The 25,282-nt window shown below is 43.5% G+C and carries 18 protein-coding genes, 4 tRNA genes and 2 rRNA genes; 11 read left to right on the top strand and 13 right to left on the bottom strand.

What is annotated here, in order from left to right; translation table 11 throughout:
• Positions 1 to 149: 149 nt before the first annotated feature.
• Both DK415_RS03910 and dusA read left to right on the top strand, forming a co-directional pair.
• The gene (locus DK415_RS03910; protein ID WP_109432559.1) at positions 150 to 1,538 is read left to right on the top strand and encodes a chloride channel protein; all 1,389 of its coding nucleotides are present in this window, start codon (positions 150 to 152) and stop codon (positions 1,536 to 1,538) included.
• A 2-nt stretch (positions 1,539 to 1,540) separates the two neighbouring features.
• Positions 1,541 to 2,524 carry a tRNA dihydrouridine(20/20a) synthase DusA gene (gene dusA / locus DK415_RS03905; RefSeq protein WP_109432558.1) on the top strand — a complete coding sequence of 328 codons (984 nt, stop codon included), beginning with the start codon at positions 1,541 to 1,543 and terminating at the stop codon, positions 2,522 to 2,524.
• A 129-nt stretch (positions 2,525 to 2,653) separates the two neighbouring features.
• Here dusA and asnA read toward each other — a convergent pair whose 3' ends face one another.
• Positions 2,654 to 3,646 (bottom strand): aspartate--ammonia ligase, encoded by a 993-nt coding sequence (asnA, locus tag DK415_RS03900; RefSeq protein WP_109432557.1) that lies wholly within the window; start codon positions 3,644 to 3,646, stop codon positions 2,654 to 2,656.
• A gap of 171 nt (positions 3,647 to 3,817) precedes the next feature.
• Here asnA and asnC point away from each other — a divergent pair, with 171 nt between their 5' ends.
• Both asnC and udp read left to right on the top strand, forming a co-directional pair.
• The gene (gene asnC, locus DK415_RS03895) at positions 3,818 to 4,270 is read left to right on the top strand and encodes a transcriptional regulator AsnC (protein WP_005715729.1); all 453 of its coding nucleotides are present in this window, start codon (positions 3,818 to 3,820) and stop codon (positions 4,268 to 4,270) included.
• 28 nt (positions 4,271 to 4,298) lie between these two features.
• Positions 4,299 to 5,057: a uridine phosphorylase gene (udp, locus tag DK415_RS03890; RefSeq protein ID WP_109432556.1), complete on the top strand. Its 759-nt coding sequence runs from the start codon at positions 4,299 to 4,301 to the stop codon at positions 5,055 to 5,057.
• Positions 5,058 to 5,193: 136 nt separating this feature from the next.
• On the opposite strand, the gene DK415_RS03885 is transcribed toward udp, so the two are convergent.
• From DK415_RS03885 to DK415_RS03865, 5 genes are all read right to left on the bottom strand, one after another.
• Positions 5,194 to 6,015 carry an OmpA family protein gene (locus DK415_RS03885; RefSeq protein ID WP_109432555.1) on the bottom strand — a complete coding sequence of 274 codons (822 nt, stop codon included), beginning with the start codon at positions 6,013 to 6,015 and terminating at the stop codon, positions 5,194 to 5,196.
• 206 nt (positions 6,016 to 6,221) lie between these two features.
• Positions 6,222 to 13,811, bottom strand: a complete 7,590-nt coding sequence (locus DK415_RS03880) for a YadA-like family protein (protein WP_162540465.1) — start codon at positions 13,809 to 13,811, stop codon at positions 6,222 to 6,224.
• Positions 13,812 to 14,008: 197 nt separating this feature from the next.
• Positions 14,009 to 14,131, bottom strand: a complete 123-nt coding sequence (locus DK415_RS09565; RefSeq protein ID WP_109432553.1) for an ESPR domain-containing protein — start codon at positions 14,129 to 14,131, stop codon at positions 14,009 to 14,011.
• A gap of 416 nt (positions 14,132 to 14,547) precedes the next feature.
• Positions 14,548 to 15,267: a purine-nucleoside phosphorylase gene (deoD, locus tag DK415_RS03870; protein WP_109432552.1), complete on the bottom strand. Its 720-nt coding sequence runs from the start codon at positions 15,265 to 15,267 to the stop codon at positions 14,548 to 14,550.
• 115 nt (positions 15,268 to 15,382) lie between these two features.
• Complete coding sequence (locus DK415_RS03865) at positions 15,383 to 16,633, bottom strand: NupC/NupG family nucleoside CNT transporter (RefSeq protein WP_048749684.1); 1,251 nt, start codon at positions 16,631 to 16,633, stop codon at positions 15,383 to 15,385.
• Positions 16,634 to 16,870: 237 nt separating this feature from the next.
• Here DK415_RS03865 and yczE point away from each other — a divergent pair, with 237 nt between their 5' ends.
• On the top strand, positions 16,871 to 17,539 hold the full coding sequence (yczE, locus tag DK415_RS03860; protein WP_109432551.1) for a membrane protein YczE: 669 nt from the start codon (positions 16,871 to 16,873) through the stop codon (positions 17,537 to 17,539).
• Here yczE and DK415_RS03855 read toward each other — a convergent pair.
• Positions 17,480 to 18,523, bottom strand: a complete 1,044-nt coding sequence (locus DK415_RS03855) for a glycosyltransferase family 9 protein (RefSeq protein WP_109432550.1) — start codon at positions 18,521 to 18,523, stop codon at positions 17,480 to 17,482. The two genes, yczE and DK415_RS03855, sit on opposite strands and share 60 nt — an antisense overlap.
• Positions 18,524 to 18,691: 168 nt before the next feature.
• A complete protein-coding gene (gene aspA, locus DK415_RS03850; protein ID WP_109432549.1) occupies positions 18,692 to 20,110 on the bottom strand; it encodes an aspartate ammonia-lyase in 1,419 nt (472 codons plus the stop codon).
• Between the two features lie 226 nt (positions 20,111 to 20,336).
• Between aspA and DK415_RS03845 the strand changes: the two genes are divergently transcribed.
• The 3 genes from DK415_RS03845 (at position 20,337) to groL (ending at position 22,927) form a co-directional block, all read left to right on the top strand.
• Positions 20,337 to 20,819, top strand: coding sequence for an FxsA family protein (locus DK415_RS03845; protein ID WP_109432548.1), 483 nt, complete (start codon positions 20,337 to 20,339; stop codon positions 20,817 to 20,819).
• Between the two features lie 84 nt (positions 20,820 to 20,903).
• Complete coding sequence (locus DK415_RS03840; protein WP_109432547.1) at positions 20,904 to 21,194, top strand: co-chaperone GroES; 291 nt, start codon at positions 20,904 to 20,906, stop codon at positions 21,192 to 21,194.
• Positions 21,195 to 21,283: 89 nt separating this feature from the next.
• Entirely contained in the window at positions 21,284 to 22,927 is a 1,644-nt protein-coding gene (gene groL, locus DK415_RS03835; protein ID WP_109432546.1) for a chaperonin GroEL, read from the top strand.
• Between the two features lie 89 nt (positions 22,928 to 23,016).
• On the opposite strand, the gene folD is transcribed toward groL, so the two are convergent.
• On the bottom strand, positions 23,017 to 23,874 hold the full coding sequence (gene folD, locus DK415_RS03830) for a bifunctional methylenetetrahydrofolate dehydrogenase/methenyltetrahydrofolate cyclohydrolase FolD (RefSeq protein WP_109432545.1): 858 nt from the start codon (positions 23,872 to 23,874) through the stop codon (positions 23,017 to 23,019).
• A gap of 156 nt (positions 23,875 to 24,030) precedes the next feature.
• Here folD and DK415_RS03825 point away from each other — a divergent pair.
• The 3 genes from DK415_RS03825 to DK415_RS03815 all read left to right on the top strand — a co-directional run bounded on the left by DK415_RS03825 (position 24,031) and on the right by DK415_RS03815 (position 24,817).
• Positions 24,031 to 24,107: transfer RNA gene (locus tag DK415_RS03825), tRNA-Pro, on the top strand.
• A gap of 34 nt (positions 24,108 to 24,141) precedes the next feature.
• Positions 24,142 to 24,218, top strand: a tRNA-Arg gene (locus tag DK415_RS03820).
• Between the two features lie 50 nt (positions 24,219 to 24,268).
• Positions 24,269 to 24,817, top strand: coding sequence for a YtfJ family protein (locus DK415_RS03815; protein ID WP_109432544.1), 549 nt, complete (start codon positions 24,269 to 24,271; stop codon positions 24,815 to 24,817).
• A 25-nt stretch (positions 24,818 to 24,842) separates the two neighbouring features.
• On the opposite strand, the gene DK415_RS03810 is transcribed toward DK415_RS03815, so the two are convergent.
• The 4 genes from DK415_RS03810 to rrf (DK415_RS09580) all read right to left on the bottom strand — a co-directional run.
• Positions 24,843 to 24,918, bottom strand: a tRNA-Trp gene (locus tag DK415_RS03810).
• 32 nt (positions 24,919 to 24,950) lie between these two features.
• Positions 24,951 to 25,027, bottom strand: a tRNA-Asp gene (locus DK415_RS03805).
• Positions 25,028 to 25,035: 8 nt separating this feature from the next.
• A 5S ribosomal RNA gene (rrf, locus tag DK415_RS03800) occupies positions 25,036 to 25,151 on the bottom strand.
• Between the two features lie 52 nt (positions 25,152 to 25,203).
• Positions 25,204 to 25,282 (bottom strand): 5S ribosomal RNA (rrf, locus tag DK415_RS09580); the annotation flags it as partial.

Here is a 25,282-nt window from a genome sequence, read left to right as displayed (position 1 = left end):
AGGCAAGTAAATATCGTTTCGAATTTCCGCTCGTAATGTAAAGATTTTGAACAAATGTCTAACAAAGGGCTTTTTATTGGTATAAAATTCGAACAAAAAATTTTCTATGTGAAAAAATTTTAACCTCATCACCCAACATTAACCTCATCATGAACACTGTGCTTCTTTTTTTACGTCATAACGCCATTAAAGTGCGGTATGTTTTACACAAGAAATTACGTCAAACCTATCGAATCTCCCATAAAAGCGTTGAATTTACCTGTTTACTGATCGGCGCCAGCTTGGTTTCATTATTTTCCCTTGGCTTTGCCAAACTTGCGGATTTGGGCTTGGAATGGAATGCCCAATGGACACAACAACATCCGATTGCCGTTTGGTTTATCTTGCCCGGCGGTTTGGCGCTCTTAACCTGGTTCATCGCCAAATACACACCTTATGTCGGTGGCAGTGGCATCCCGCAAGTGATTGCCTCGCTTAGCCTGCCCCATCAAGCCAATAAAAACCGTTTAGTCGCCTTTGGACAAACTCTATGGAAAATTCCACTCACGTTTTTAGCGATGCTTATCGGCGCCTCCGTAGGACGGGAAGGTCCTTCCGTGCAAGTCGGTGCAGCCGTGATGTTATGGTGGGGCAACTTGTGCCGAAAATACGGCGTGGCATTTAATGGATTGAGTGCGAATGAACTGATGGCAACCGGGGCGGCCGGTGGCCTTGCCGCTGCATTTAATGCGCCTTTAGCCGGCGTTATTTTTGCCATAGAGGAATTGGGACGTGGCGTGTTATTGCGTTGGGAACGGCGCGTATTGTTAGGGGTGCTCGCTGCCGGTTTTATTTTGGTGGCGATTGAAGGTAACAACCCCTATTTTCCAACATATCAAGGTGTCACCGATATGCCTTATTTATGTTTATGGGTTTTGGTTTGTGGCACAGTGAGCGGTGTCAGCGGAGGAATTTTCGGCCGCTTGTTAATCAAAGGGGCTGCCGGGACCATCCCTTTCTGTCGTCATTGGATACGCAAGCACCCTATTTTCACTGCCATTATTTTAGGCCTAATTTTGACCGCACTTGGCGTTTACACCAACGGCCAAAGTTACGGTACCGGCTACCAAGTTGTCACCCAAGCACTCGATGGCCAAGCGGTACAAAGCGACATTGGCATCATGAAACTGTTCGCCACAGTAGGCACATATTGGACAGGCATTGCCGGTGGTATTTTCACCCCATCGCTTACCATCGGTGCAGGGCTTGGCGTACAAGTTGCCGCCTTTACTGACGGTTCAGTCGACCAGCGCTTGCTGGTGTTGTTATGTATGGCAGCATTTCTCGCAGGTGCGACCCAATCGCCGGTCACCGCCAGCGTTATCGTGATGGAAATGACCGGCTGCCAACCTGTATTGATTTGGCTATTGATTTGCTGCCTGATTTCCTCCATTATTTCACGCCAATTTAATCCGAAGCCGTTTTATCACATGGCGGCAGGGCGTTTCCGCCAACGGATCAAAGAAGAAATGCCAAAAGACATGAAGGAAAACCCATAAAAATGTCCCAAAATCAACCGCACTTTTACCGTGGCCGCTTCGCCGTTGCCCCGATGCTAGATTGGACAACGCGCCATTGCCGTTATTTCCACCGCCAATTTTCCCGTCACGCCTTGCTTTATACGGAAATGGTGACTACCCAAGCCATTATTCATGCCAAGTACGATCACCTTGATTTTGATCCGGCAGAAAATCCGGTGGCGTTGCAACTGGGTGGCAGCGATCCGAAACAACTTCAACATTGCGCTCAATTAGCACAACAGCGCGGTTACCAAGAAATCAATTTGAACGTAGGTTGCCCATCCGACCGCGTGCAAAACGGTATGTTCGGTGCTTGCTTAATGGCAAAAGCGGAACTGGTTGCGGAGTGCGTGCAGCAAATGCAAAGTGCGGTGCACATTCCCGTCACCGTAAAAACCCGCATCGGCATTGATGATTTTGACAGCTATGATTTTCTATGTGATTTTGTCCAAAAAGTGCAGCAAGCCGGCTGTCAGGAATTTATCGTGCATGCACGCAAAGCGTGGTTATCCGGTCTAAGCCCAAAACAAAACCGTGAAATTCCGCCGCTGAATTACGAACGTGTGTATCAACTAAAACAGGATTTCCCCCATTTGCTCATCAGCATTAACGGTGGCATTAAAACCCTTGAAGAAATGCAACAGCACTTGAAGTATGTGGATGGTGTCATGGTGGGGCGCGAAGCCTATCAAAATCCCGCATTACTCGGTCATATCGATCACGCATTGTTTGACGAGAATGCCCCGATTATCCCCCCACGCCAAGCGGTGGAAAACATGTTTCCATACATCGAACAGCAACTCAGCCAAGGCGTCTATCTGAATCATATCGTGCGCCACATGCTCGGTGCCTTCCAACACTGCAAAGGAGCACGCCAATGGCGTCGTTATTTAAGCGAAAACGCCTACAAAGAAGGCGCAGGTATTGACGTAGTAGAAACCGCATTAGGGTTTGTGGAAGCGTAAAAGTGCGGTCAGTTTTAGATGCAAAAAAAGCACGCATGAGAAAATGCGTGCCATCAATAAATCAGTTATAAAACAAAAGTGCGGTGGATTTAAAAAACGTTTTGCAAACCCACCGCACTTTTTCATCTATTACAGAATATGTTGATATTCTTCTAACATTTCTTTCGGCCAAACGCTGGATTGCACTTCACCGATATGTTTTTTACGTAATAACAACATTGCTAAACGAGATTGACCGATACCACCACCAATACTTAACGGCAATTTGCCTTGCAATAATTCTTGGTGCCAATCCATGTTGAGACGGTCTTCATCACCGGTTAAGCTCACTTGTAAACGTAACGCCGCTTCATCTACACGAATCCCCATAGAAGACAACTCAAAGGCTTTGCCGAGTTGGTCGTTCCAAACCAAGATATCGCCGTTCAAGCCTTTGTAGCCGTTTTCTGACTCTGTTGTCCAGTCATCGTAATCCGGTGCACGTCCATCGTGTGGCTTGCCGTCAGACAATTTGCCGCCAATACCGACTAAGAAAACGGCGCCGTATTCTTTACAGATCGCATTTTCACGCTCTTTGCCGCTCATGTTTGGATAACGTTTCACGAGGTCTTCACTGTGTACGAAAGTAATGTGTTTTGGTAGTACGGACGGAATATCAAAACGGGCTTCCACCGCCAATTCTGTTAAACGAATCGCACGATAAATCGAATTCACGGTTTCTTTTAAATAGGCGAAATTGCGACGACCTTCCGGAATCACTTTCTCCCAGTCCCATTGGTCCACATACACGGAGTGGGTCGCATCTAACGAATCTTCATCGGGACGCAACGCTTTCATGTGCACAAACAGGCCTTCGCCTTCTTTAAAATGGAAACGAGCCAATGTATGACGTTTCCATTTTGCCAAAGAGTGAACCACTTCAAACACCGCATTTGGAATTTGTTTTACATGCACTTGAACCGCTTTTTCAATGCCGGAAAGGTTATCTTGCATGCCATTACCGACCTGACTTAAGATTGGACCTTGAACTTCGATGATGCCTAATTGCTCGATGAGGTTTTGAGTAAATGTATTTTTTACAAAACTAATCTCTTGTTGTTGCAAAATAAATGTCTTTTTCATTGTTTTTACCCTATATTATTTAACGTTTCTACATGAATGCGGTAGATTCTCCCCATTCTTTAGGATTAATGCAACACAATTTAGCCAGAATTAAAGAAACCCCATCATTATTTAAATAACATCTAAAAAATAATATAATTATTTAGAGTTTTTAAAACAAAGGAGTGTGTTATGCACAATATCGACAATTTAGATCAACAAATATTGCGTGTATTAACCAAAGATGCCCGAACCCCTTATGCAGAAATGGCGAAAAATTTTGGTGTTAGCCCCGGCACCATTCATGTCCGGGTGGAAAAAATGCGCCAGTCAGGCATTATTGAGGGGACAAAAGTGAAAATCAATGAACGCAAACTGGGTTATGATGTTTGCGGTTTCATTGGCATTATTTTGAAATCGGCAAAAGATTATGACAAAGTGATCAAAAAGCTGGAAGCCATTGATGAAGTGGTGGAAGCCTATTACACCACCGGCAATTATTCCATTTTTATTAAAGTTATGACGCACACGATCGCCGAATTGCATTTAGTCTTGTCGGCTAAAATTCAGTTAATCGACGAGATTCAATCCACAGAAACCTTAATTTCCATGCAGAATCCGATTTTGCGTGATATTAAACCTTAAAAAACAACGAACAAGAAAGGAGGATGTTATGTCAGAAGTCTTTCACCTTGGCTTAACGAAAGCCATGTTAGATGGGGCTAAATTAGCCATCGTTCCGGGTGCGCCGGAGCGTGTGGAACGCATTGCACGCTTATTGGATCGCCCAAAATTCCTCGCCTCCACCCGCGAATTTACCTCTTGGCTCGGCTATATTGAGGAGCATGCCGTGGTCGTGTGTTCCACTGGTATTGGTGGTCCATCGGTTTCCATCGCGGTAGAAGAATTAGCCCAACTCGGTGTGCGTACTTTCTTACGTATCGGCACAACCGGCGCCATCCAACCGCACATTAACGTCGGTGATTTATTAGTCACAACTGGGGCGGTGCGTCTCGATGGTGCCAGCCGCCATTTTGCGCCATTGGAATATCCTGCGGTGGCAAACTTTGAATGTACCGAAGCCCTTTACAAAGTTGCCAAAGAAGAAGTCGGCGATGCCGTCCATGTGGGTATCACCGCCTCTTCAGATACTTTCTACCCGGGACAAGAACGTTATGACACTTACACCGGCAAGATTTGCCGTCATTTCCAAGGTTCATTAAAACAATGGCAAGAATTGAACGTAATGAACTACGAAATGGAATCTGCCACCTTGTTCACCATGTGCTCCGCACTGGGTTTGCGTGCCGGCATGATCGCAGGTGCTATCGTCAACCGCACCCAACAAGAAATCCCGAATGAGGCGACGATTCAATCCACGGAAGAAACCGCCATTCACGTAGTAGTGAAAGCGGCAGGCTTGTTGGTGTAATTGACGTAAGCACAGGGCTTATCGTATAAAAAAAGAGCGGTCGAAAAATACAATGAATTTCGACCGCTCTTTCTTATTGTCTGAACCAAATCAATGGCAATAAAAAAGCCTCTGTTCAGAGGCTTTTTTTAGCATGTTATTTTGCGTATAACGGTGCAGGGCCTGTTCTTCCCATCGATTTCGTGCCTTCGGCTTTTACCAATGAGCCGGAGGAGGAAATCTCTACGCGACGATTAGGCGCTAAACAATCTTTTAGTGCTTGGCCACTGCCATCACAGGCTTTCACTTGATTTGCTTTACCGTGCCCGATAGCTACAATACGCGCATTCAAACCTAATTCGATTAAACGAGCTTTCACGCGGTCTGCACGGCGTTGTGATAAGGCTAAATTATAGCGGTCTGAACCTAAACGATCCGTATAACCATCAATTTTCACATCTTTCGCATGTGCCGATTTTAACTGTTGAGCAATGTTATCAATCACTTCAACACCTCTTGCGGTTAATGTGTCCTTATCAAAATCAAATAAGAAATCACCCGCTAAGCTGAAGGAGAAATTGCTGTTACAACCGTTTGGATACCAATAGAAATTCTGTGCGTTCATGTCTGAATCAAACAAAACTTTATATTGGCATACTTTATGTTCGCCGTTTTCACGATAATGGAAAACATAATCCCATTCACGTACGGCAAATAAACCTTCCGCAAAATGCGGACGGCCGATCAAATTGTAAAGCTGATCTTTATTCATGCCTTTTTCAATCATGCGCACATTATCCCAATTCGGCCAAGAACCGAATTGGCTGCCATCGTGATTAAATTTGGAATCTTCAATTTTAGGCCATACCAACTCCGTGTTATCCGCCGGTGCGCCCTCTTTAGATACTTGACTTAAATTACCGCAAGCAACCAACATTGTCGCTGCGATAGTCGATAATAACATTTTTGCTAAGGTCATCTCTTCACCTCGTAAAATTCATAAAATATGTTGTCTGTTTCAACTTTGGCTTATTTAGCTGAGTTCTTTTAGGTTGCCAAGGCGTAATCACATGATTAAACCTGATTGCACGCAAAAGTGCGGTCATTTTTTCGCGTGAAATTCACCTTGGCATGTCGGCAAAAATAGGAAAGCGACTGCTTCCCTATTTTATTATGCCAACGCTACTACCATTGATAGCCTGCACCTAAAGAAGCACCAAGGTTGCCACGCGTGTCGCTGTTACCGGTAATTTTCACCACCACTTTTCCGTTATCGGAAATGCGGGACATACCTAAAGCAACCGCGCCTTCACCGCGATACGTACCGGCAGAAACAGCCACCATGCTCTTACCTGGTAAGTAGGCTTGTGGTAAACCTGCGGCCGCATTAGCACCTGCAATACCGGCACGTAAATGTTTATCCGCACGATTGAGTTTGCCTTCAACCGCACGCAATTGTGAAACATTCACCGCATCCGTACTGTTCACACCAGGCGCAACATTTTTAATCGTTGTATTATTCGCGTTGATACCACCGCTCTTCGTCATACTTGGACCGTTGTTAATGGTTACGCCATCAGTAGTGATTGTGGTATCGCCTACAGTCACTTTATTCGTTGTAACACTACTAACATTAATGTCGTTCGCTAACCCTACTGTGATGGTGTTTCCATTGATTTGGGTCATGATGTTTTTACCACCATCAAATTTATCCCATTTCGTGTTGTCTTTATGACCTTTAACATCCACCTGACTATTCAATTTAGCATTATGAACATCACCTGAATTAGCACCAAATTTGAGACCGTCATTTAAGGTCGCCACCTCTTCTGTGACAGGTTTGCCATCAGCACCTTTCACCGGCTTGCCATCTTTGTCTTTAAGCTCATAAACGATACGCGTTTTAGTTTCGCCATCTTTACCATCTACACCCGGTTTACCCTGTGCTGATTTCATGGTTAAACCATCTTTACCGTCTTTACCGTTCAGACCAATGGAGCCGTCTTTACCGTTGATAACAACCGCTGAACCGTCTTTACCGTTCACGCCAATCTTACCATCAACGCCATCGTCGCCTTTCTTACCAAGCTCAACTTCTGGGTTTAAACCCACTTCAAGCGCTTTTTTACCTGTCGGCTGACCTTGACCATCTAGCACATCAATAACTTTAGTGTTGATGTTCTTATCACCGGTAATTTGAGCAGCAGTACCTAAGTCTTGTTTAAACTCATTACCCGCTTTGTCTTTCAGACCAAAGCCACCGCCAGACTCACCACTGAAGACGTTATACAAGTCGCCAACATTAACCGCATTATTCGGATTGCCGTTATCTTTATTGGCGGCATTTTTCAACTTATCAGCAAAAGTCGCTTTAGGATTGTCTGCAAGTTTATCGGTGATACTACTTTTCACCCCAGTAACTTGGTTACCCTCAGCTTTACCACCACCAACATTCAACTCACCTTTATCCGTTACAGTCAATGTCACAGATTTTGTCGTATCTGTTGGGTTTTCTAAGGTCACGCTATTGAGATTCTTCAGATTTTTGCTCATTTGAACCGTCAATTTATTGTTACCATCCGCAACAACATTAAGATTGCCTGTCGCGCTCTTGAAGTCTTTCAACTGTTCAGCGGTAGAATCACCCACAATGTTCACTTTTGAGTTCAACTTGTGTTTGTTCTCTTTATCTGTGTTGTTACCCGCAAAGACTAAACCATCGTTCAGTGTCGCCACTTCTTCTGTAACAGGTTTGCCATCAGCACCTTTCACAGGGTTGCCATCTTTGTCTTTAAGCTCATAAACAATACGCGTTTTACCGTTTGTACCATTCGCTCCATCAACACCGTCTTTGCCGTTAGCTGATTTCATGGTTAAACCATTTTCACCGTCTTTACCGTTCAGACCGATGGAGCCGTCTTTACCGTTGATAACAACCGCTGAACCGTCTTTACCGCTCACGGTAAGTTTGCCGTCAACGCCATCGTTGCCTTTCTTACCAAGCTCAACTTCTGGGTTTAAACCCACTTCAAGCGCTTTTTTACCTGTCGCTTTACCTTGTGCATCTAACACATCAACAACTTTAGTGTTGATGTTCTTATCACCGGTAATTTGAGCGGTAGTACCTAAGCTTTGTTTGAACTCATTACCCGCTTTATCTTTCAGACCAAAACCACCGATATCGCTTGGTCCAATAAGCTTATTAACGGTCTCTTTTAAGTCGCCGACATTGACGCCATTGTTTAATACGGCACCAGTTGCCTCAGTTAACGTAACCTTATTACCTTGAGAATCTTTTAGACCACTATCCATATTGACGACTTGGTTACCGCCATTGTTTAAACCAGTTTTAGTTAAACTTACTGTTTTACTTTGTTCAGAACCATTCTTAATAGTGATTCCATCATTCTTAACTTTTGTATCACCCGTTGTAACACTATTGACATCAAGGTCTTTGGCTAATCCCACGGTAATGGTATTTCCAGCGATGTTGGTCATGATGTTTTTACCCGCATCAAATTTAGTCCAATCTGTGTTCTCTGTTGCCCCCTTAACATCCACTTGGGTGTTAAGTTTCGCACTGTGCACCGCACCCGCATTAGCACCGAATTTGAGACCGTCATTTAATGTCGCCACCTGTTCTTTCACTGTCACAGGGTTGCCATCTTGACCTTTCTGAGGGTTACCATCTTTGTCTTTCAACACATGCTCATACACAAGACGCGTTTTGCTTCCCTTATCATCAGGCTTATTCGGATCAGTCGCATTATTTTGGTCAAGACCTGCGTCACCGACCTCAGACTTCATGGTTAAACCATCTTTACCGTCTTTACCATTCAAACCGATGGAGCCGTCTTTACCGTTGATAACTACCGCTGAACCGTCTTTACCGTTCACGCTAAGTTTGCCGTCAACACCATCTTTACCCGGCTGACCATTTGCTGCCGGCACAGCTTTTTCACCAAGCGTAACAACCGGTTTCAAGCCTACTTTAACGTTACCACTACCTTTACCGTTCTCTCCCGGATTTGTTACAGTGATATTTTCATCTCCGCTAATATCAACAGTACCATCAGGTTTAACATTGTGTTTAGTGTTTACATCACCACCAGTAGTAAGATTCCAACCTTTTCCAGCTGTCGCAGCGACTTCTTTCAACTGACTGACATTCACTGCATCAGTGTCATCTGTACCTTTTGCAACGTTGGTAATTTTCTTACCACCAACATCCAAGTTACCCCCTTGGTCTGCTTTCAACGTCACAGATTTAGTTGAGTCATCTTTGTTCTCCAAGGTCACGCTATTGAGCTTCGTCAAGTCTTTAGCCAACCCTACAGTGACCGTACCGTTACCGGTATTTTTATCTGTGGTGACTTGGGTCATGATGTTTGTACCCGCATCAAATTTAGTCCAATCTGTATTCGTTTCTGCACCTTTAACATTCACTTGGCTATTCAATTTAGCATTATGAACATCACCTGAATTAGCACCGAATTTGAGACCGTCATTCAAGGTCGCTACTTCTTCTTTAACAGGCTGATTGTTCTTATCTTTGTATTCATACACTAAACGGGTTTTACCATCGGTTCCGTTTAATCCATCAACACCGTCTTTGCCATTAGCTGACTTCATGGTTAAACCATCTTTACCGTCTTTACCATTCAGACCAATGGAGCCGTCTTTACCATTGATAACAACCGCTGAACCGTCTTTACCGTTCACGCCAATCTTACCGTCTTTACCGTCAGTACCTGCTTTACCTAAGGTTACAGTATCCTTCAAGCCAACTTCTAACGCTTTTCCGCTACCATCCGTAACCACTTTGGTATAAACGTTAGCATCGCCTTTCACCTTCACGGTTGTGCCTAAGTCTTGTTTCACTTCTGCACCATCTTGGTCTTTCAAGCCAAAACCACCGCCGTTAGCACCACTCACTACATTGTGTAAGTCGCTTACGTTTACCGCATTATTCGGATTTGTATTATTCGCTTGTTTGAGCTTGTCAATAAAGGTTGGATTAGGATTATTGTTGATAACCTGATCCGTAATGCTACTTTTTACACCGGTCACTTTCAGATTACCTGCGTGAATACCGTCAGTTGTCATACGTGGACCATCGGTATTGATAGTGACACCTTTACCATTGATGATCGTAGTATTTTTATTTGGCGCTGTACCTTCAACAAACTCAGCACTGGTCAGCCCTTTCAGCTCTTTGGCTAATTTGATATTAATGGCATTATTAGCTTCATCGACAACAGTACCAATATTCTCATTGGAAAGATTTGTCGCGCCACCTTTAAGCTGAATTGCTTGTCCGGCATAACGTTTGACCATCTTAGTGATTTTGCCTTCATCAACAGCCAACGTGTTACTATTCGCTGCGTTAAAACCAGTAGAATCATCTGCAGCAAAACCAAGCGGACGGGTATGCGCATACAATTGGCTACCATTGATTGCATCGGTACTTCCAGAATCCACTAAACCAGCCGCAACACCTTGAAGACGACGTGTCTCAGCATCATTACCGATCGTAACAACACCTACTGCTGCCCCACCAGCATAAGTATAAGTCGGAGCACCAATTCGGTTGCTAGCCGTGAATTGACTATAGTTATCTCTTCCGGCAGATACATTACCTGAGGCAATAAAGGCAGAGCTTGTACCTAGATAAACCGAGTTATCTTCTAAAGCCTTAACGTTGTTACCTAAGATGAAATAACCTTTACCGATCTTAGCTTTTTGACCGGCAGCCGCTAGATCAGATGGATCCTCAGCGTTATCGAGTGCTTTATTTGATTTATTAATCGTGTTTCCGGTACCGATAACATAAGAATCAGTGATCTTCAGTGCATCTTTATCTGACTCGCTACCAATAGTATTCCCAGCACCCATAACAAAAATATTTTTGCTGGCTTCTAACGGTTTCTTAGCCGTATCAATAGTATTGCCATGGCCGGTCACATAGACATTTTTTAATGTCGGCGTGACCGCTGCTCCACCGCCTGTCAAATCTTGATTATTCTTGGTAATAATATTGTTGTTCCCCATCACGCGGATATTTTCTTTGCCTTGGACAAAGTTATTATTACCAAATACGCCTGATTCATTAGAGGTAATCTTACTATTGGTGTTACCAATAGAATAAGTACCTGAGCCTGCAACTTTTGTTGCATTAGGATCATAAGTACCGGACAGTTTTGAACCTACTGTCGTATTAGTAAAGCCCCCAGCGTAACCAATACTACCGGAATTTTCGCCCGTCACTTCTTGGTGTGTCCCCATAGCAATTGAATTTTTACCGCTTGCCCTAGCTACCGAACCAAATGCATTTGCTGATTCGTTAAGGGCTTCAGCCTGACTACCAAAGGCATTTGATTTTAAGGAGTTAGCTCTTGCACGATCACCTATAGCATTTGCTTTTGCAGCAGAAGACACGGCGTAATAACCGATTGCAATGGCGCGATCCGGATCACCGTGCGCAACATCATCTGTAGAAGTCGCCGCTAAACTACCAATAGCAATTGAGTTATTACCTTGAGCATTTGTACCAGCACCTAACGCTATACCATATTTATAATTTTGGTTCTGTTTCGATACGGTTGTTTTACCATCGGTTTTTTTATTGTCATCTAATGCATCACTACCAACATATTCTGTCCCGATAGCAATACCACCCTCATCATAGTTAGTCACTTCATTACCTAAAGCAACGCTATTATTACTGTATGTAATGCTGCTAGTCCCGATTGCGGTTGAACGTTTTCCTTTCGCGCCCGTATTATCATAGTTGGCAATACCCGTTTCTTTATCATCATTGACACTAAAATAATGCTGGGAGTTTTGAGCAATTTCACTTTTCAGCTGTTTAAAGTTAACTGCATCAGTCTCGTTCTTTCCTGCAGCAACCCCTTGCAAACGTGTGAGTTTTGGTGAGGAACCACCAGAATCTTTGAATGTAACACTATTCGTTGTAGGATCATTATCCCCATCAGTCGTGTCATAAAGCACAGCTCCCGCAACAGAGGCCGCGGTATTGTTAGCCACTGCAATTGTTTGTGTAACTTGCGTTTTTAATTCTTTCAGTTGCTGCACTGTGACGGCATCGTGGTCATCCGCACCGTCAGCAACATTAACCAAACGACGATAAAGGGGTGTTGTTAATGTGTCGTTACCAACAGAGACAACGGATTCAGACTGCATTCCAGTATATACGCCTTGAGCAGTTTTATTCTTCGCAATTGAATTTGAGCCTAAAGCGACACTACCACCATGAGCTTGCGCAGAAGCACCAATTGCTGTTGACTCTTCACCGTTAGCAACAGACATATTACCCACCGCCAGTGAGCGAGTTCTTTCAGATCGCGCACCATAACCCACGGCAGTCGCCATATCTGCAGCAAACGTTTGGGCACCTAAAGCAGTCGCTTTCGTCACTGAAGAAGTTGTATCATCACGGTAATTTGCTTTGTTACCGATTGAAACGTTTTCAACCATAGCCTCTGGAGTAGAACCCGCACTAGTATTCGTACCAGCTTGTAAACCAATTGCTACACTGGCTTTACCTTTTGTATTATGGCCGGATTCAGAACCAATGAAAATGTTATGTTGACCTTCAGCACTTTTACCTGACAAAGCACCGATATTAATATTAGAATGTTTCGTTCTTGTGACATCAGCTGCCTGGCCTTCACCCGCATTTAAACCAATAGATATGGTTTTCCACTGTAAAGCCTTTGCATTTTCACCAATAGCGACTGAACTGCCTCCTGCAGCAGTCGTTAAACGACCTAATGCAACGTCCCCTTCTCCAACTGCTTGAACACTAGAACCGGCGGCTAACCCGTATTGACTTGCCTGTGCTGAATGACCGATTGCTGTTGCATCTAACCCGGTAGCCTGCGCCCCATCCCCCATCGCAATAGCGGAATCAGCGCTTACACCAACAAGTGCATTTTTACCGAGGGCGATAGCAGAACTTGCAGCAATGGTTTTAGCACTAGTACCAATGGCTATGCTATCAAAACTAAATGCACCCGCTTTATCCTTGTTTGTTGTTAATGCGTCTTTACCAATCGCAATATTTTGTTGCCCTCGGCTTACTGCTTTATTACCGATAGCAATTGCGCTATGACCGTCACCGACTAGGTATTTATTAGCACCGTCATAAGTATTTTCGGTCCAGGGGTTCCCCTCTGGATCATTACCACTCTTAGAACCTGCTTGAGCAGTCGGGCCCAATGCAACTGCAGAAGTTGCATCCCCTGTAACCATAGCGCCCTTACCCACGGCAACACCATCCTTACCACCAGAATACGATTTTTTACCTACTGCAATAGCCGTACTTTTTAATGCTCTCGCCTCGTGACCAACGGCGACCGTCTCAACCGCTGTTGCATGAGCCTTAGAACCAATTGCAACCGCATCCGTACCTGTTGCCGTAGCATCTTCGCCGGTTGAATTTGCACGGAAATATTTAATACCATTGTAGGTAGTCTGAATACCTAATTTATCCACCGTATCTTTTAAGGCAGTTAAAGCAGTTTGATTTGCTTTGGTATTAACCTTACCCTCTAAGGAAGTTAAAGCAGTTTGATCTGCTTTGGTATTAACCTTACCCTCTAAGGCAGTTAAAGCAGTTTGATCTGCTTTGGTATTAACCTTACCCTCTAAGGCAGTTAAAGCAGTTTGATCTGCTTTGGTATTAACCTTACCCTCTAAGGCAGTTAAAGCAGTTTGATCTGCTTTAGTTACTAAATCAGCAACAGTTGCCAAATTTTTTCCGTTCAGTGTAGCAGTACCATGCAATGTTGTTGTACCTGTTGCAGCACTACCAGCGGCACCTGCGGCACCAACTGTCAATGATGTTGTCGCGGTCACATTCGCTTCTTTAATATCCGCCGCAAAAACAGAAGACGCACCGAAACAGAATGAAAGTGCAACGGAAAGTGCGGTTAATTTTGTACGTACTTTTACTGTATTGCTTGATGCCGCGACTGAATTGCGTCCGGAACCCCTTTGGAGCGCGCTAATTCAGATACAACAACTAATGCGTTGGCCACCTTACTCCAGATAACCTTATATATATTATTCATGGAAAATCTCCTAACTGATTGAAACTTGATTCAAATCTATACAAACGCCTAACTGCCATAAACAACGTTTTTGTTTTATATCAAAAATATAGATCTGTGACGTATGAAAAAATGTCGAGCAACCCTAAGACCACTCAACATAGAAAATGCAAATACATTTATTTAGTCGGTCTACTAGACACCTGTCTTTCTACGACCTTTTCACTAAAACATTCATAGAATTCCTAAAAAGAATCCCCCCCCTATAAATAACATCATCAATAGTGCTAAGCCATTTGAACCACTAAACGACACAAATATCACTACCAATAATGTTTATCACAAGTATAAAAACTGAAATCGTTACTATCATATTAATTGAATAAGTAACATATAAAAAAATACCCTTATGATATAAGGGGGGAGGAATTTTAAAACTAAATTGATTGATCGTCAATCAATATAGCCTCTAAGGCAATTTTAATCATTTCATTAAACGTGAGCTGACGCTCTTCCGCACTGGTGAGCTCGTGGGTGCGAATGTGGTCAGATACCGTACAGATGGTTAATGCGCGTGCACCATATTCTGCGGCAACACCGTAAATACCGGCGGCCTCCATTTCCACCCCAAGGATGCCGTATTTTTCCATCACATCAAACATGCTAACATCCGGCGTGTAGAATAAATCGGCAGAGAATAAATTCCCAACGAGCGCTTTGACACCTAAGTTTTTCGCTGCTTGCACGGCGGCTTGTGTTAAACCAAAATCTGCGATGGCGGCAAAATCGTTATCTTTAAAACGGATACGGTTTACTTTGGAGTCGGTACATGCGCCTACACCGATAACCACATCACGCAATTTCACATCCATGCGTACCGCACCACAAGACCCGACGCGAATCATTTTTTTCACGCCATATTCGGTGATCAGTTCTTTCGCATAAATGGAACAGGAAGGGATCCCCATACCATGCGCCATCACGGAAATACGGCGACCTTTATAGGTGCCGGTAAAACCTAACATATTGCGTACGTTAGTCACTTCCTGTGCGTTTTCCAAAAAAGTTTCCGCAATATACTTCGCACGTAGCGGATCACCAGGCATTAATACAGCATCAGCAAATGCACCGGCAGGTGCGTTAATGTGTGGAGTCATAGTTTTTCCCTCTTGTTGACATGATGAAGCAAACGTTTCCGTTGCCTATAAACGACAACACCACGAACGTGGCCGTGGTGTCATCATAAAAAACATGGCGAAATCATACCGCACTTTATAGCACGGCACCACTTAAACCAATAAATAAACCTGCAATTGTTGCGCTCATTAAGTTAGATAATGAACCCGCAACTACGGCTTTCAAGCCTAAACGAGCCACGTCACTACGACGATTTGGTGCCATGCCGCCTAAGCCGCCAATTAAGATCGCGATTGAACTAAAGTTAGCGAAACCACAAAGTGCGAAGGTAATAATCGCTTTGGTTTTATCACTTAACACCACAGCCGAATCCGGTTGTAAATATTTAGCAAATTCTAAATAGCCCACAAATTCATTCACTGCTAATTTTAAACCAATCATTTGACCGGCAATGGCAGACTCTTCCCAAGAAATCCCGATTAAGTATGCCAATGGTTTGAAAATCCAACCTAAAATCACTTGTAAGGTTAAATCCGGTTCGCCAATAACGCCGCCGAAGCTGCTTAGAATCCAGTTGATTAAAGCGATCACAGAAACAAACGCGATTAACATGGCACCCACGTTCATCGCTAAGTGCATACCGTCACGCGCACCGTTTGCTAAGGCTTCAATTGCGTTAGATGGTTTTTCAACGTCTGCACTTTCTTTTAATGAGTCATCCGTTTTTTCGGTTTGTGGGAACATGATTTTAGCAAACAATAAACCACCCGGCGCCGCCATAAAAGAGGCTGCGATTAAGTAAGTTAACGGCACACCCATACCGGCATACCCCGCCATCACAGAACCGGCGATAGAGGCAACACCACCAACCATCACAGCAAATAATTCGGATTGCGTCATACGACTGATAAATGGTTTGACGATTAATGGCGCTTCTGTTTGACCCACGAAAATATTGGCAGCCGCAGACATAGATTCCGCTTTTGATGTGCCTAATAATTTTTGTAATCCACCACCGATTAATTTAATGACCCATTGCATGACGCCAATGTAATAAAGCAAAGAAATCAAAGCAGAGAAGAAAATGATGACCGGCAACACTTTAATCGCAAAGATAAAACCGAAACTTTGGCTTGGGTCAGTCAAACCACCAAATAAGAAACTAATCCCTTCGTTACCGAAGCTAATGATTTTACCGATAAAATCAGAAGCCGCTTGTAACGCACTACGCCCTGCCGGCACATACAGCACAAAAGCACCAATTGCGATTTGAATTGCTAGCGCACCGAAAACAGTACGCAGATTTATCGCTTTACGGTTGTTAGAGAACAAGACAGCAATCCCTAACAGCACGAAAATACCAACAACACTAATTAAAATGTCCATAAATACCTCAAAAGTCATTGAATAAAATTTTCCGTATTCTACTTGTTTTCCATAAAAAAGGAGAGTGAATTTTATTGATTAATATCATAATTAGTGCAACCGACCATCCTTAGATACAAATGACGTCATTAAAAATGGATAAAGTGCGGTCAAAATTCAACGTAATTTATTTAGACAGTAGTAATAAAGACTGGGATAATGCGCGCCACTTAGTAATAAACGATGGATTAAAGATTAATGAAGAAAGCACATGTTCTGCCGTATACACCTTGGGCAGCAAAATCTCTCTGGGCATTTGAGCCGAAATCATTTAGTGTGCTGCTTTTATCTTTAAGTGTCATGGGATTTGGCGACGCGTTATTGCTTCTCTCCGATTTGGGCTCCGCGCCTTGGACCATATTATCGCAAGGCGTGGCATTACGATGGGAGTTTAGTGTCGGTTGGGCGTCATGGATAATCAGTTCAATCGTGATGTTAGCGTGGTTTCCATTAAAACTGAGGCCAGGACTTGCCACCGTCATGAATATTTTTGTGATCGCCCTCTTTCTCGGCTTAACCGTTTATTTACTGGAAAAACCCACCGCACTTTATCTGCGTTTCACTTACGCTGTCGTCGGTATCTTATTGTTCGGCATCGGTAATGCCTTTTACCTGACCTGCCACCAAGGCCCCGGCCCGCGCGATGGGTTAATGGTGGGGCTTTGCTATCATTTCCATTGGAAAATCGGCATCGTGCGAACGTCCATTGAAGTTTTAGTGTGCCTCTTCGGCTATCTGCTCGGTGGCGTGCTCGGCATCGGCACACTCATGTTCGCACTGGGGATTGGCTGGGTAGTGCAATACACCCTATTCTTTATTCGCTGTCGCGTGCCACACTTGAATGACAAACCGCGCGATCTCCTCTAATTTCTCATCAATATGAATTTTGCTTAAATCCGTTTGGCTCTCTTTGTCATTCGGCGGACAAAATGCCAAATGTTTATCGACATCATTAATTGGACGCCAACGCAACGGTGTGGCAGAACGACGGCTTGGATAAAAACCGATGGTCGGGACATTTAATGCAGCACTTAAATGCAATGGCCCGGTGGAGCCGGCAACAAACAAATCAGCACACGCCAGAGATTGAGCAAAATCCACCATGCCGTTATTTTTGTCATACACGACCACCCGATAATCCTGTACCAAATTTGCCAATTCGTGGGCTTTTTCACTTTCATTTGGTCCCGCCGTTAAAATCACATAGGCGTCAAACCGCGCTAATAAGCCGCAAATGAGCTCCGCATATTGTGCCAAGGATAAATTATTGGCAGACCCGCCCGAACCGCTGTGTACAAAAATCCATTTTTTCTCAGCATCAATGTTTAACTGATGACACAAAGATTCACGCTGAAAATCCACCGCACTTTTAGGGAAAGTAAGGTATGGTGGGCGCGGCTCGACAACAGCGATGCCATGATCGCGTAAAAACGTACGGGCCAAATCCAAGTTATATTCAAATTCCGGCTTAGCTGACTGGGAACGGCGTTGCGTTAAACGATGATTATAGAAAAATTGCACCCATTTTGTTGCCGGTGCTAAACGGTAGGGAATGCGGCATTTCCACGCCAATTTGGCGTTATGTGTATTGGAAAAGAAACTGATCATGGCATCAAATTGGCGCGCTTTAATGTCGTTCACCACGCGCTGAAACGCGGTTTTATCATCTTTCGGCGCATCAATAATAACGTCATCTAAATAAGGGCATGCCCGAGCAATATCTGCTGTGTAAGCCGGCACAAGTGCGGTCAGTTTTAGCGATGGTTCGGAGGCTTTTAACATGGCAAAGGATGGCCATGCCAACATAAAATCGCCCAATTTATCGTTACGAATCACCAATACGTTTTTCATTATTTCATCCTATACAGATTCTTTCCCAAATTAGGCGTTATTCTAGCCTGACCAACCACCATTAAAAAGCGACAAATAAAAAATCAGCGCCCTAATCCCTTAAGACGCTGATTTTGACTAAATAAACAAGTTAATTCTTCGACGTATTATTTGCCGATTTGTTCACTTTTATTTATTTAATTTTGCTTTATAAGTCGGATTCATCAAGTTTCCTACGGAAAGGATGTCATCCAATTGTTCTTTGGTTAACAAGCCTTTTTCCAAGACGACTTCACGCACGCCTTTACCGGTTTGCGCACAGATTTTACCCACTAAGTCGCCGTTGTGGTGACCAATGAATGGGTTTAAGTAAGTGACAATACCGATAGAGTTGTAAACATAGTTTTCGCACGTTTCTTTGTTTACGGTGATGCCATCAACGCATTTATCGCGTAAGTTCACGCAAGCGTTGCCTAAAATCTCAATGGATTCGAACATGGCTTGTACAATTACCGGTTCCATTACATTTAATTGTAATTGACCCGCTTCTGACGCGAAGGTGACGGTGGTGTCGTTACCAATGACTTTGAAGCACACTTGGTTCACCACTTCCGGTACAACCGGGTTCACTTTTGCCGGCATGATAGAAGAACCGGCTTGTAATTCAGGCAAGTTGATTTCTTTAATACCTGCACGAGGGCCGGAAGAAAGTAAACGTAAGTCGTTACAGATTTTTGACAATTTCACGGCAGTGCGTTTTAACGCGCCATGCACGGAAACATAATCACCACAGTCAGAAGTGGCTTCAATTAAGTTCTCTGAACCGGTGCAATGTAATCCGGTGACGTTGGATAAATGTTTCACAACAGAAGGCACATAACCTTGTGGGGTATTTAAACCGGTACCGATTGCGGTCGCGCCCATGTTCACTTCAAGCAAGTGTGCTACAGCGGCTTTTAAGTGTTTCACTTCTTCTGCCATTAACACTGCAAACGCTTTGAATTCTTGACCAACGGTCATTGGCACCGCATCTTGTAATTGGGTACGACCCATTTTCAACACTTTCTCGAATTCTTTCGCTTTATTTTCAAAACCTTGTTGTAAATAAGCGACTTTTTCGAGAAGTTTGATCACGCTATTGTACACTGCAATGTGGAAACCGGTAGGGTACGCATCGTTGGTGGATTGGCTGGCGTTCACATGATCCATTGGGTCGAGGTATTTATATTCACCTTTTTTGTGACCTAAAATTTCTAACGCTAAGTTGGCAATCACTTCATTGGTGTTCATATTGACGGAAGTACCTGCACCACCTTGGTAAATATCGGACGGGAATTGATCTAAACATTTGCCGTTTACTAAGACTTCATCACAAGCTTTTACGATTGCTTCTGCAATTTCTTTTGGAATGGCACCCAACTCACCGTTCGCCAATGCCGCTGCTTTTTTCACCATCACCATGCCGCGAACAAATTCCGGCACATCGGAAATAGTGACATTCGAAATGTTAAAATTCTCTACCGCTCTTAAGGTGTGAATACCCCAATACGCATCTGCCGGGACTTCACGTTCACCTAATAAATCCACTTCTTTTCTGTATTGTGTCATTTGAGCTTCTCCTTTTATGCATAACAGACATCTTTAAGTCATTTAAATTATAGAAAATTCGATTAAAATTAAATTGATCCAAGTCACAGATTTTTATACGCCCTTAAGAGTTATTTTTATTTTTCAGATTAGTTTTTCTAACCTGAAAGATGTAGGCATGAATAAAAGTTGCACCGCAAAATAAAGCGGGTAATATGCACATCCAACGTGTTTTTAAGGAGCGAACATGCCGTTTATCACCTTTCTTTTCGCTGTTTTTCTATTTATTTATGTGGAACTGAGTCTACTGGTCTGGCTAGGAAGCCATTTGGGTATCCTCATGCTCATTTTGTTGCTGATTGGCTCCTCACTACTGGGCATTGTCATCATCCGTGTTCGTGGTTGGTATAGCCTCACTCGCGTAAAACAGCAGCTCACACAAGGCGAATTGCCTACTGATGCGCTTTTTGGCTCGCTGCGCTGGTTTATTGCCGGCATCCTTTTTGTCATTCCCGGTTTTGTGACTGACATTCTCGCTTGCGTGTTGTTAAGCCCGCTCGATCGTTACATAATCAACGCCTTCATTGGCAGTCGGTTTGTATTCTTTCGACAAAACATCTTTAAAACCGACCGCACTTTTTATTCGTCCCAAGGCAATCGCCAGAACGACAGCGAAATTTTTGAGGCAGAATTTGAAAAGGAAGCGGATGAAAATAAACGGTTAAAATAATTTTGCCTTTCCCTTGAAAGCGGAAAAATGATTCCCATATAGAAAAAGCTTTTTTATTAATTTAAGAAATAGAGGAAATTTCAGATGAATATTCGTCCATTACACGACAAAGTGATTTTAAAACGTGAAGACGTGGAAACTAAATCTGCCGGCGGTATCGTATTGACCGGTTCTGCAGCCACCAAATCTACCCGCGCGAAAGTGTTAGCAGTCGGCCCTGGTCGTTTATTAGAAAACGGTAGCATTCACCCAATGCACGTAAAAGTGGGCGACATCGTGATTTTCAGCGATAGCTATGGCGTGAAAACAGAAAAAATTGATGGTGAGGAAGTACTCATCCTCTCCGAAAGCGATATTTTGGCGATTGTTGAATAAGCAAAAACACGCTAAAAAACGACCGCACTTTAAACGAAATAGATCATGGTGAGAGCAATCTCACGCAACAAAATAAAAGGAAATTAAATATGGCAGCAAAAGACGTAAAATTCGGTAACGACGCACGCGTGAAAATGTTAAAAGGTGTAAACATTTTAGCTGACGCAGTAAAAGTCACTCTTGGTCCAAAAGGCCGTAACGTAGTATTAGACAAATCGTTCGGCGCACCAACCATTACTAAAGACGGTGTGTCTGTAGCACGCGAAATCGAATTAGAAGATAAATTTGAAAACATGGGTGCACAAATGGTGAAAGAAGTTGCTTCTAAAGCCAATGATGCCGCCGGTGACGGTACAACCACAGCAACGGTTCTAGCGCAAGCCATTGTGAACGAAGGCCTAAAAGCCGTAGCAGCAGGCATGAACCCAATGGATTTAAAACGCGGTATCGACAAAGCGGTTACTGCCGTCGTTGCCGAACTTAAATCCCTTTCCAAACCTTGCGAAACCTCTAAAGAAATCGAACAGGTGGGTACCATTTCCGCAAACTCCGACAGCATTGTGGGTCAATTAATCGCACAAGCGATGGAAAAAGTGGGTAAAGAAGGCGTCATCACCGTAGAAGACGGCACCGGCTTAGAAGACGAGTTGGATGTGGTTGAAGGGATGCAATTTGATCGCGGTTACCTTTCCCCATACTTCATCAACAAACCGGAAACCGCGACCGTAGAATTAGATAACCCATTCATTTTATTAGTCGATAAAAAAATCTCGAATATTCGTGAATTATTACCGGTATTAGAAGGCGTTGCAAAAGCAGGTAAACCGTTATTAATCATTGCGGAAGACGTAGAAGGCGAAGCGTTAGCAACATTGGTCGTGAACACCATGCGCGGCATCGTGAAAGTAGCTGCGGTGAAAGCACCGGGCTTTGGTGATCGTCGCAAAGCGATGTTACAAGACATTGCGATTTTAACTGCGGGTACGGTGATTTCTGAAGAAATCGGTATGGAGTTAGAAAAAGCCACTCTTGAAGATCTTGGTCAAGCAAAACGCGTTGTAATCAATAAAGACAACACCACTATCATCGACGGTATCGGCGATGAGGCGCAAATCCAAGGTCGTGTGGCGCAAATTCGTCAACAAATCGAAGAATCCACTTCCGACTACGACAAAGAAAAATTGCAAGAACGCGTGGCGAAACTCGCCGGCGGTGTTGCGGTGATTAAAGTCGGTGCCGCAACGGAAGTAGAAATGAAAGAGAAAAAAGCCCGCGTGGAAGATGCGCTACACGCTACCCGTGCAGCAGTGGAAGAAGGCGTGGTTGCCGGCGGTGGTGTGGCGTTAATTCGCGCGGCCAGCAAAGTTGCTGATTTACGTGGCGACAACGAAGAACAAAACGTTGGTATTAAACTTGCCCTTCGTGCCATGGAAGCCCCATTACGTCAAATCGTCGCAAATGCCGGTGAAGAAGCCTCTGTGGTTGCAAGTGCGGTGAAAAACGGCGAAGGAAACTTCGGTTATAACGCAGGTACCGAGCAATACGGCGATATGATTGTGATGGGTATTTTAGATCCGACTAAAGTAACTCGTTCCGCATTGCAGTTTGCAGCCTCTGTCGCCGGTTTAATGATCACCACCGAATGTATGGTGACCGAATTACCAAAAGACGACAAAGCTGACCTAGGTGCTGCCGGTATGGGTGGCATGGGAGGCATGGGCGGAATGATGTAATTCCTCCCTTGTCGAAAAAACAAAAGCCCTTGAGTTAATTCAAGGGCTTTTTTATCTCTGTCAAAACGCTATTTTTTATGACCGCACTTTTACACTAAATTTTCATGTTTTTCATAAGCAGAAAGCGTATTGTACATGAGCATTGCTACCGTCATTGGGCCAACGCCACCCGGCACCGGTGTAATATAAGCAGCACGGTCGGCAGCAACCTCAAACTCAACATCGCCAACCAACTTGCCATCAATACGGTTAATCCCGACATCAACAACAACAGCGCCTTCTTTGATCCATTCACCTTTAATAAATTTAGGTTTACCCACAGCAACCACTAAAATATCCGCTTGGCGAATATGACTCGCTAAATCCTCGGTAAAACGGTGAGTTATCGTGACGGTACAGCCGGCAAGTAACAATTCTAATGCCATTGGACGACCAACAATATTGGACGCACCAACAATGACAGCATGCTTGCCATAAAAAGAAATACCGGTGGTTTCCAATAATTTCATCACACCATAAGGCGTACAAGCACGTAATGTTGGAATACGTTGACACAAGCGCCCGACATTATAAGGATGAAAACCATCCACATCTTTTTCCGGTGAAATTTTTTCAATCACTTTGGTGCTATCGATATGCTTTGGTAACGGTAACTGCACCAAAATACCATCAACCTCAGGATCTTGATTTAACTGCTCAATGAGATCTAATAATTCTGGTTCAGAGGTGGTTTCCGGTAAATCGTAAGATTTGGAAAAAATACCGATTTCAGCACAACTTTTACGCTTACTTCCCACATAAACCTGAGAAGCCGGATCTGCACCAACAAGAATTACCGCTAGACCAGGAGCTCGTTTACCCAGCTCAATATACTGTGCAATTTTTTGTGTAATATTCAATTTAATTTGCTGGGATAACTGAGTACCTGAAATAATTTGAGCTGCCATTGAATTCTCCGCATGAGGTAAATATTTACGCACGCTATTTTGTCAGAAAAATCCGTTTTATGTAAACTGAATTGAAATAAATTTAGACGATTGACAGTAAAACCATAAAAATTGATTGACTGAAAATGAAAGAAAACTATAATGCTACACATCTTTCGGCGAGTAGCGCAGCTTGGTAGCGCAACTGGTTTGGGACCAGTGGGTCGTAGGTTCAAATCCTATCTCGCCGACCACCTTTCTCTATTCTTTCATCATCCCATTTTAAATGCGCCCTTAGCTCAGCTGGATAGAGCAACGCCCTTCTAAGGCGTGGGTCAAAGGTTCGAATCCTTTAGGGCGTGCCATTTAATAAGCCAGACTAAATATTTTTTACTTCCAACCCAAGGAAAATAGAATGAAAAAATTAGCATTTGTATTGCTAACATCCTTAGCAACATCGAGTTTCGCTCATAATCTTCAACTCAATACAACTCTCCCTTATGTTTCCGTTCAAACTGACGGAGAAGTAATCATAAACAATGGAAGCATCAACTATAAAAACTGGGAATCGCCAGCACTTGTAGGAAAAGTACGAGTTCTTCAGCACATGGCAGGAAGAAGTAGCGTTAAAGAAAAAAATGATGGCTTAATGGAAATGATCAAAGCTCAACACTTTGATGCTAGCAAATATCAAACAACAACGATTATTAATGCAGAAGACGCTATCTTTGGCACGGGTCCTTTCGTCAAAAGTAGTGCTGAAAAAGGCAAAAAAAATAATCCACACAGCCAAGTGATTTTGGATCAAACAGGTCTAGTTAAAAACGTCTGGGGATTACAGCCTAAAGAAAGCCTAATTGTAGTATTAAACAAGTCTGGAAAAGTACAATTTGTACACGAAGGAAAATTATCTGAGCAACAAACGAATCAAGTTATCGAACTTATTAAAAAATTAACTCAGTAGAAAGTAGTAAAAATGAGAAAATGAATGGCAGGGGCGGAGAGGCTCGAACTCCCAACACCCGGTTTTGGAGACCGGTGCTCTACCAATTGAACTACGCCCCTATTGGTACTTAACTTTGGAAAAGTTATAAAATTGGCGGAATGGACGGGACTCGAACCCGCGACCCCCTGCGTGACAGGCAGGTATTCTAACCAGCTGAACTACCACTCCGAGATTGGGATTAGCAGTAACCTACTCTCACATGGGGATGCCCCACACTACCATCGGCGTAACAGCATTTCACTTCTGAGTTCGGTATGGATTCAGGTGGATCTACTGCACTATGACTGCTAAAAAATTTTTATTACTTTAGTTAACTAATAATATTTAATTAACTAAAGTAATAAATTTGGCGGTGACCTACTCTCACATGGGGATGCCCCACACTACCATCGGCATTACGGCGTTTCACTTCTGAGTTCGGTA

Source organism: Aggregatibacter segnis (assembly GCF_003130075.1).
GTDB classification, from domain to species: Bacteria; Pseudomonadota; Gammaproteobacteria; order Enterobacterales; family Pasteurellaceae; genus Aggregatibacter; species Aggregatibacter segnis_A.
This window is presented reverse-complemented; position numbering and strand designations above follow the sequence as displayed.

Bases quoted from the DNA above. Each gene is read 5' to 3' on its own strand.
- DK415_RS03910 (WP_109432559.1), top strand. From the start codon at position 150: ATGAACACTGTGCTTCTTTTTTTACGTCATAACGCCATTAAAGTGCGG.
- dusA (WP_109432558.1), top strand. From the start codon at position 1,541: ATGTCCCAAAATCAACCGCACTTTTACCGTGGCCGCTTCGCCGTTGCC.
- asnA (WP_109432557.1), bottom strand. From the start codon at position 3,646: ATGAAAAAGACATTTATTTTGCAACAACAAGAGATTAGTTTTGTAAAA.
- asnC (WP_005715729.1), top strand. From the start codon at position 3,818: ATGCACAATATCGACAATTTAGATCAACAAATATTGCGTGTATTAACC.
- udp (WP_109432556.1), top strand. From the start codon at position 4,299: ATGTCAGAAGTCTTTCACCTTGGCTTAACGAAAGCCATGTTAGATGGG.
- DK415_RS03885 (WP_109432555.1), bottom strand. From the start codon at position 6,015: ATGACCTTAGCAAAAATGTTATTATCGACTATCGCAGCGACAATGTTG.
- DK415_RS09565 (WP_109432553.1), bottom strand. From the start codon at position 14,131: ATGAATAATATATATAAGGTTATCTGGAGTAAGGTGGCCAACGCATTA.
- deoD (WP_109432552.1), bottom strand. From the start codon at position 15,267: ATGACTCCACACATTAACGCACCTGCCGGTGCATTTGCTGATGCTGTA.
- DK415_RS03865 (WP_048749684.1), bottom strand. From the start codon at position 16,633: ATGGACATTTTAATTAGTGTTGTTGGTATTTTCGTGCTGTTAGGGATT.
- yczE (WP_109432551.1), top strand. From the start codon at position 16,871: ATGAAGAAAGCACATGTTCTGCCGTATACACCTTGGGCAGCAAAATCT.
- DK415_RS03855 (WP_109432550.1), bottom strand. From the start codon at position 18,523: ATGAAAAACGTATTGGTGATTCGTAACGATAAATTGGGCGATTTTATG.
- aspA (WP_109432549.1), bottom strand. From the start codon at position 20,110: ATGACACAATACAGAAAAGAAGTGGATTTATTAGGTGAACGTGAAGTC.
- DK415_RS03845 (WP_109432548.1), top strand. From the start codon at position 20,337: ATGCCGTTTATCACCTTTCTTTTCGCTGTTTTTCTATTTATTTATGTG.
- DK415_RS03840 (WP_109432547.1), top strand. From the start codon at position 20,904: ATGAATATTCGTCCATTACACGACAAAGTGATTTTAAAACGTGAAGAC.
- groL (WP_109432546.1), top strand. From the start codon at position 21,284: ATGGCAGCAAAAGACGTAAAATTCGGTAACGACGCACGCGTGAAAATG.
- folD (WP_109432545.1), bottom strand. From the start codon at position 23,874: ATGGCAGCTCAAATTATTTCAGGTACTCAGTTATCCCAGCAAATTAAA.
- DK415_RS03815 (WP_109432544.1), top strand. From the start codon at position 24,269: ATGAAAAAATTAGCATTTGTATTGCTAACATCCTTAGCAACATCGAGT.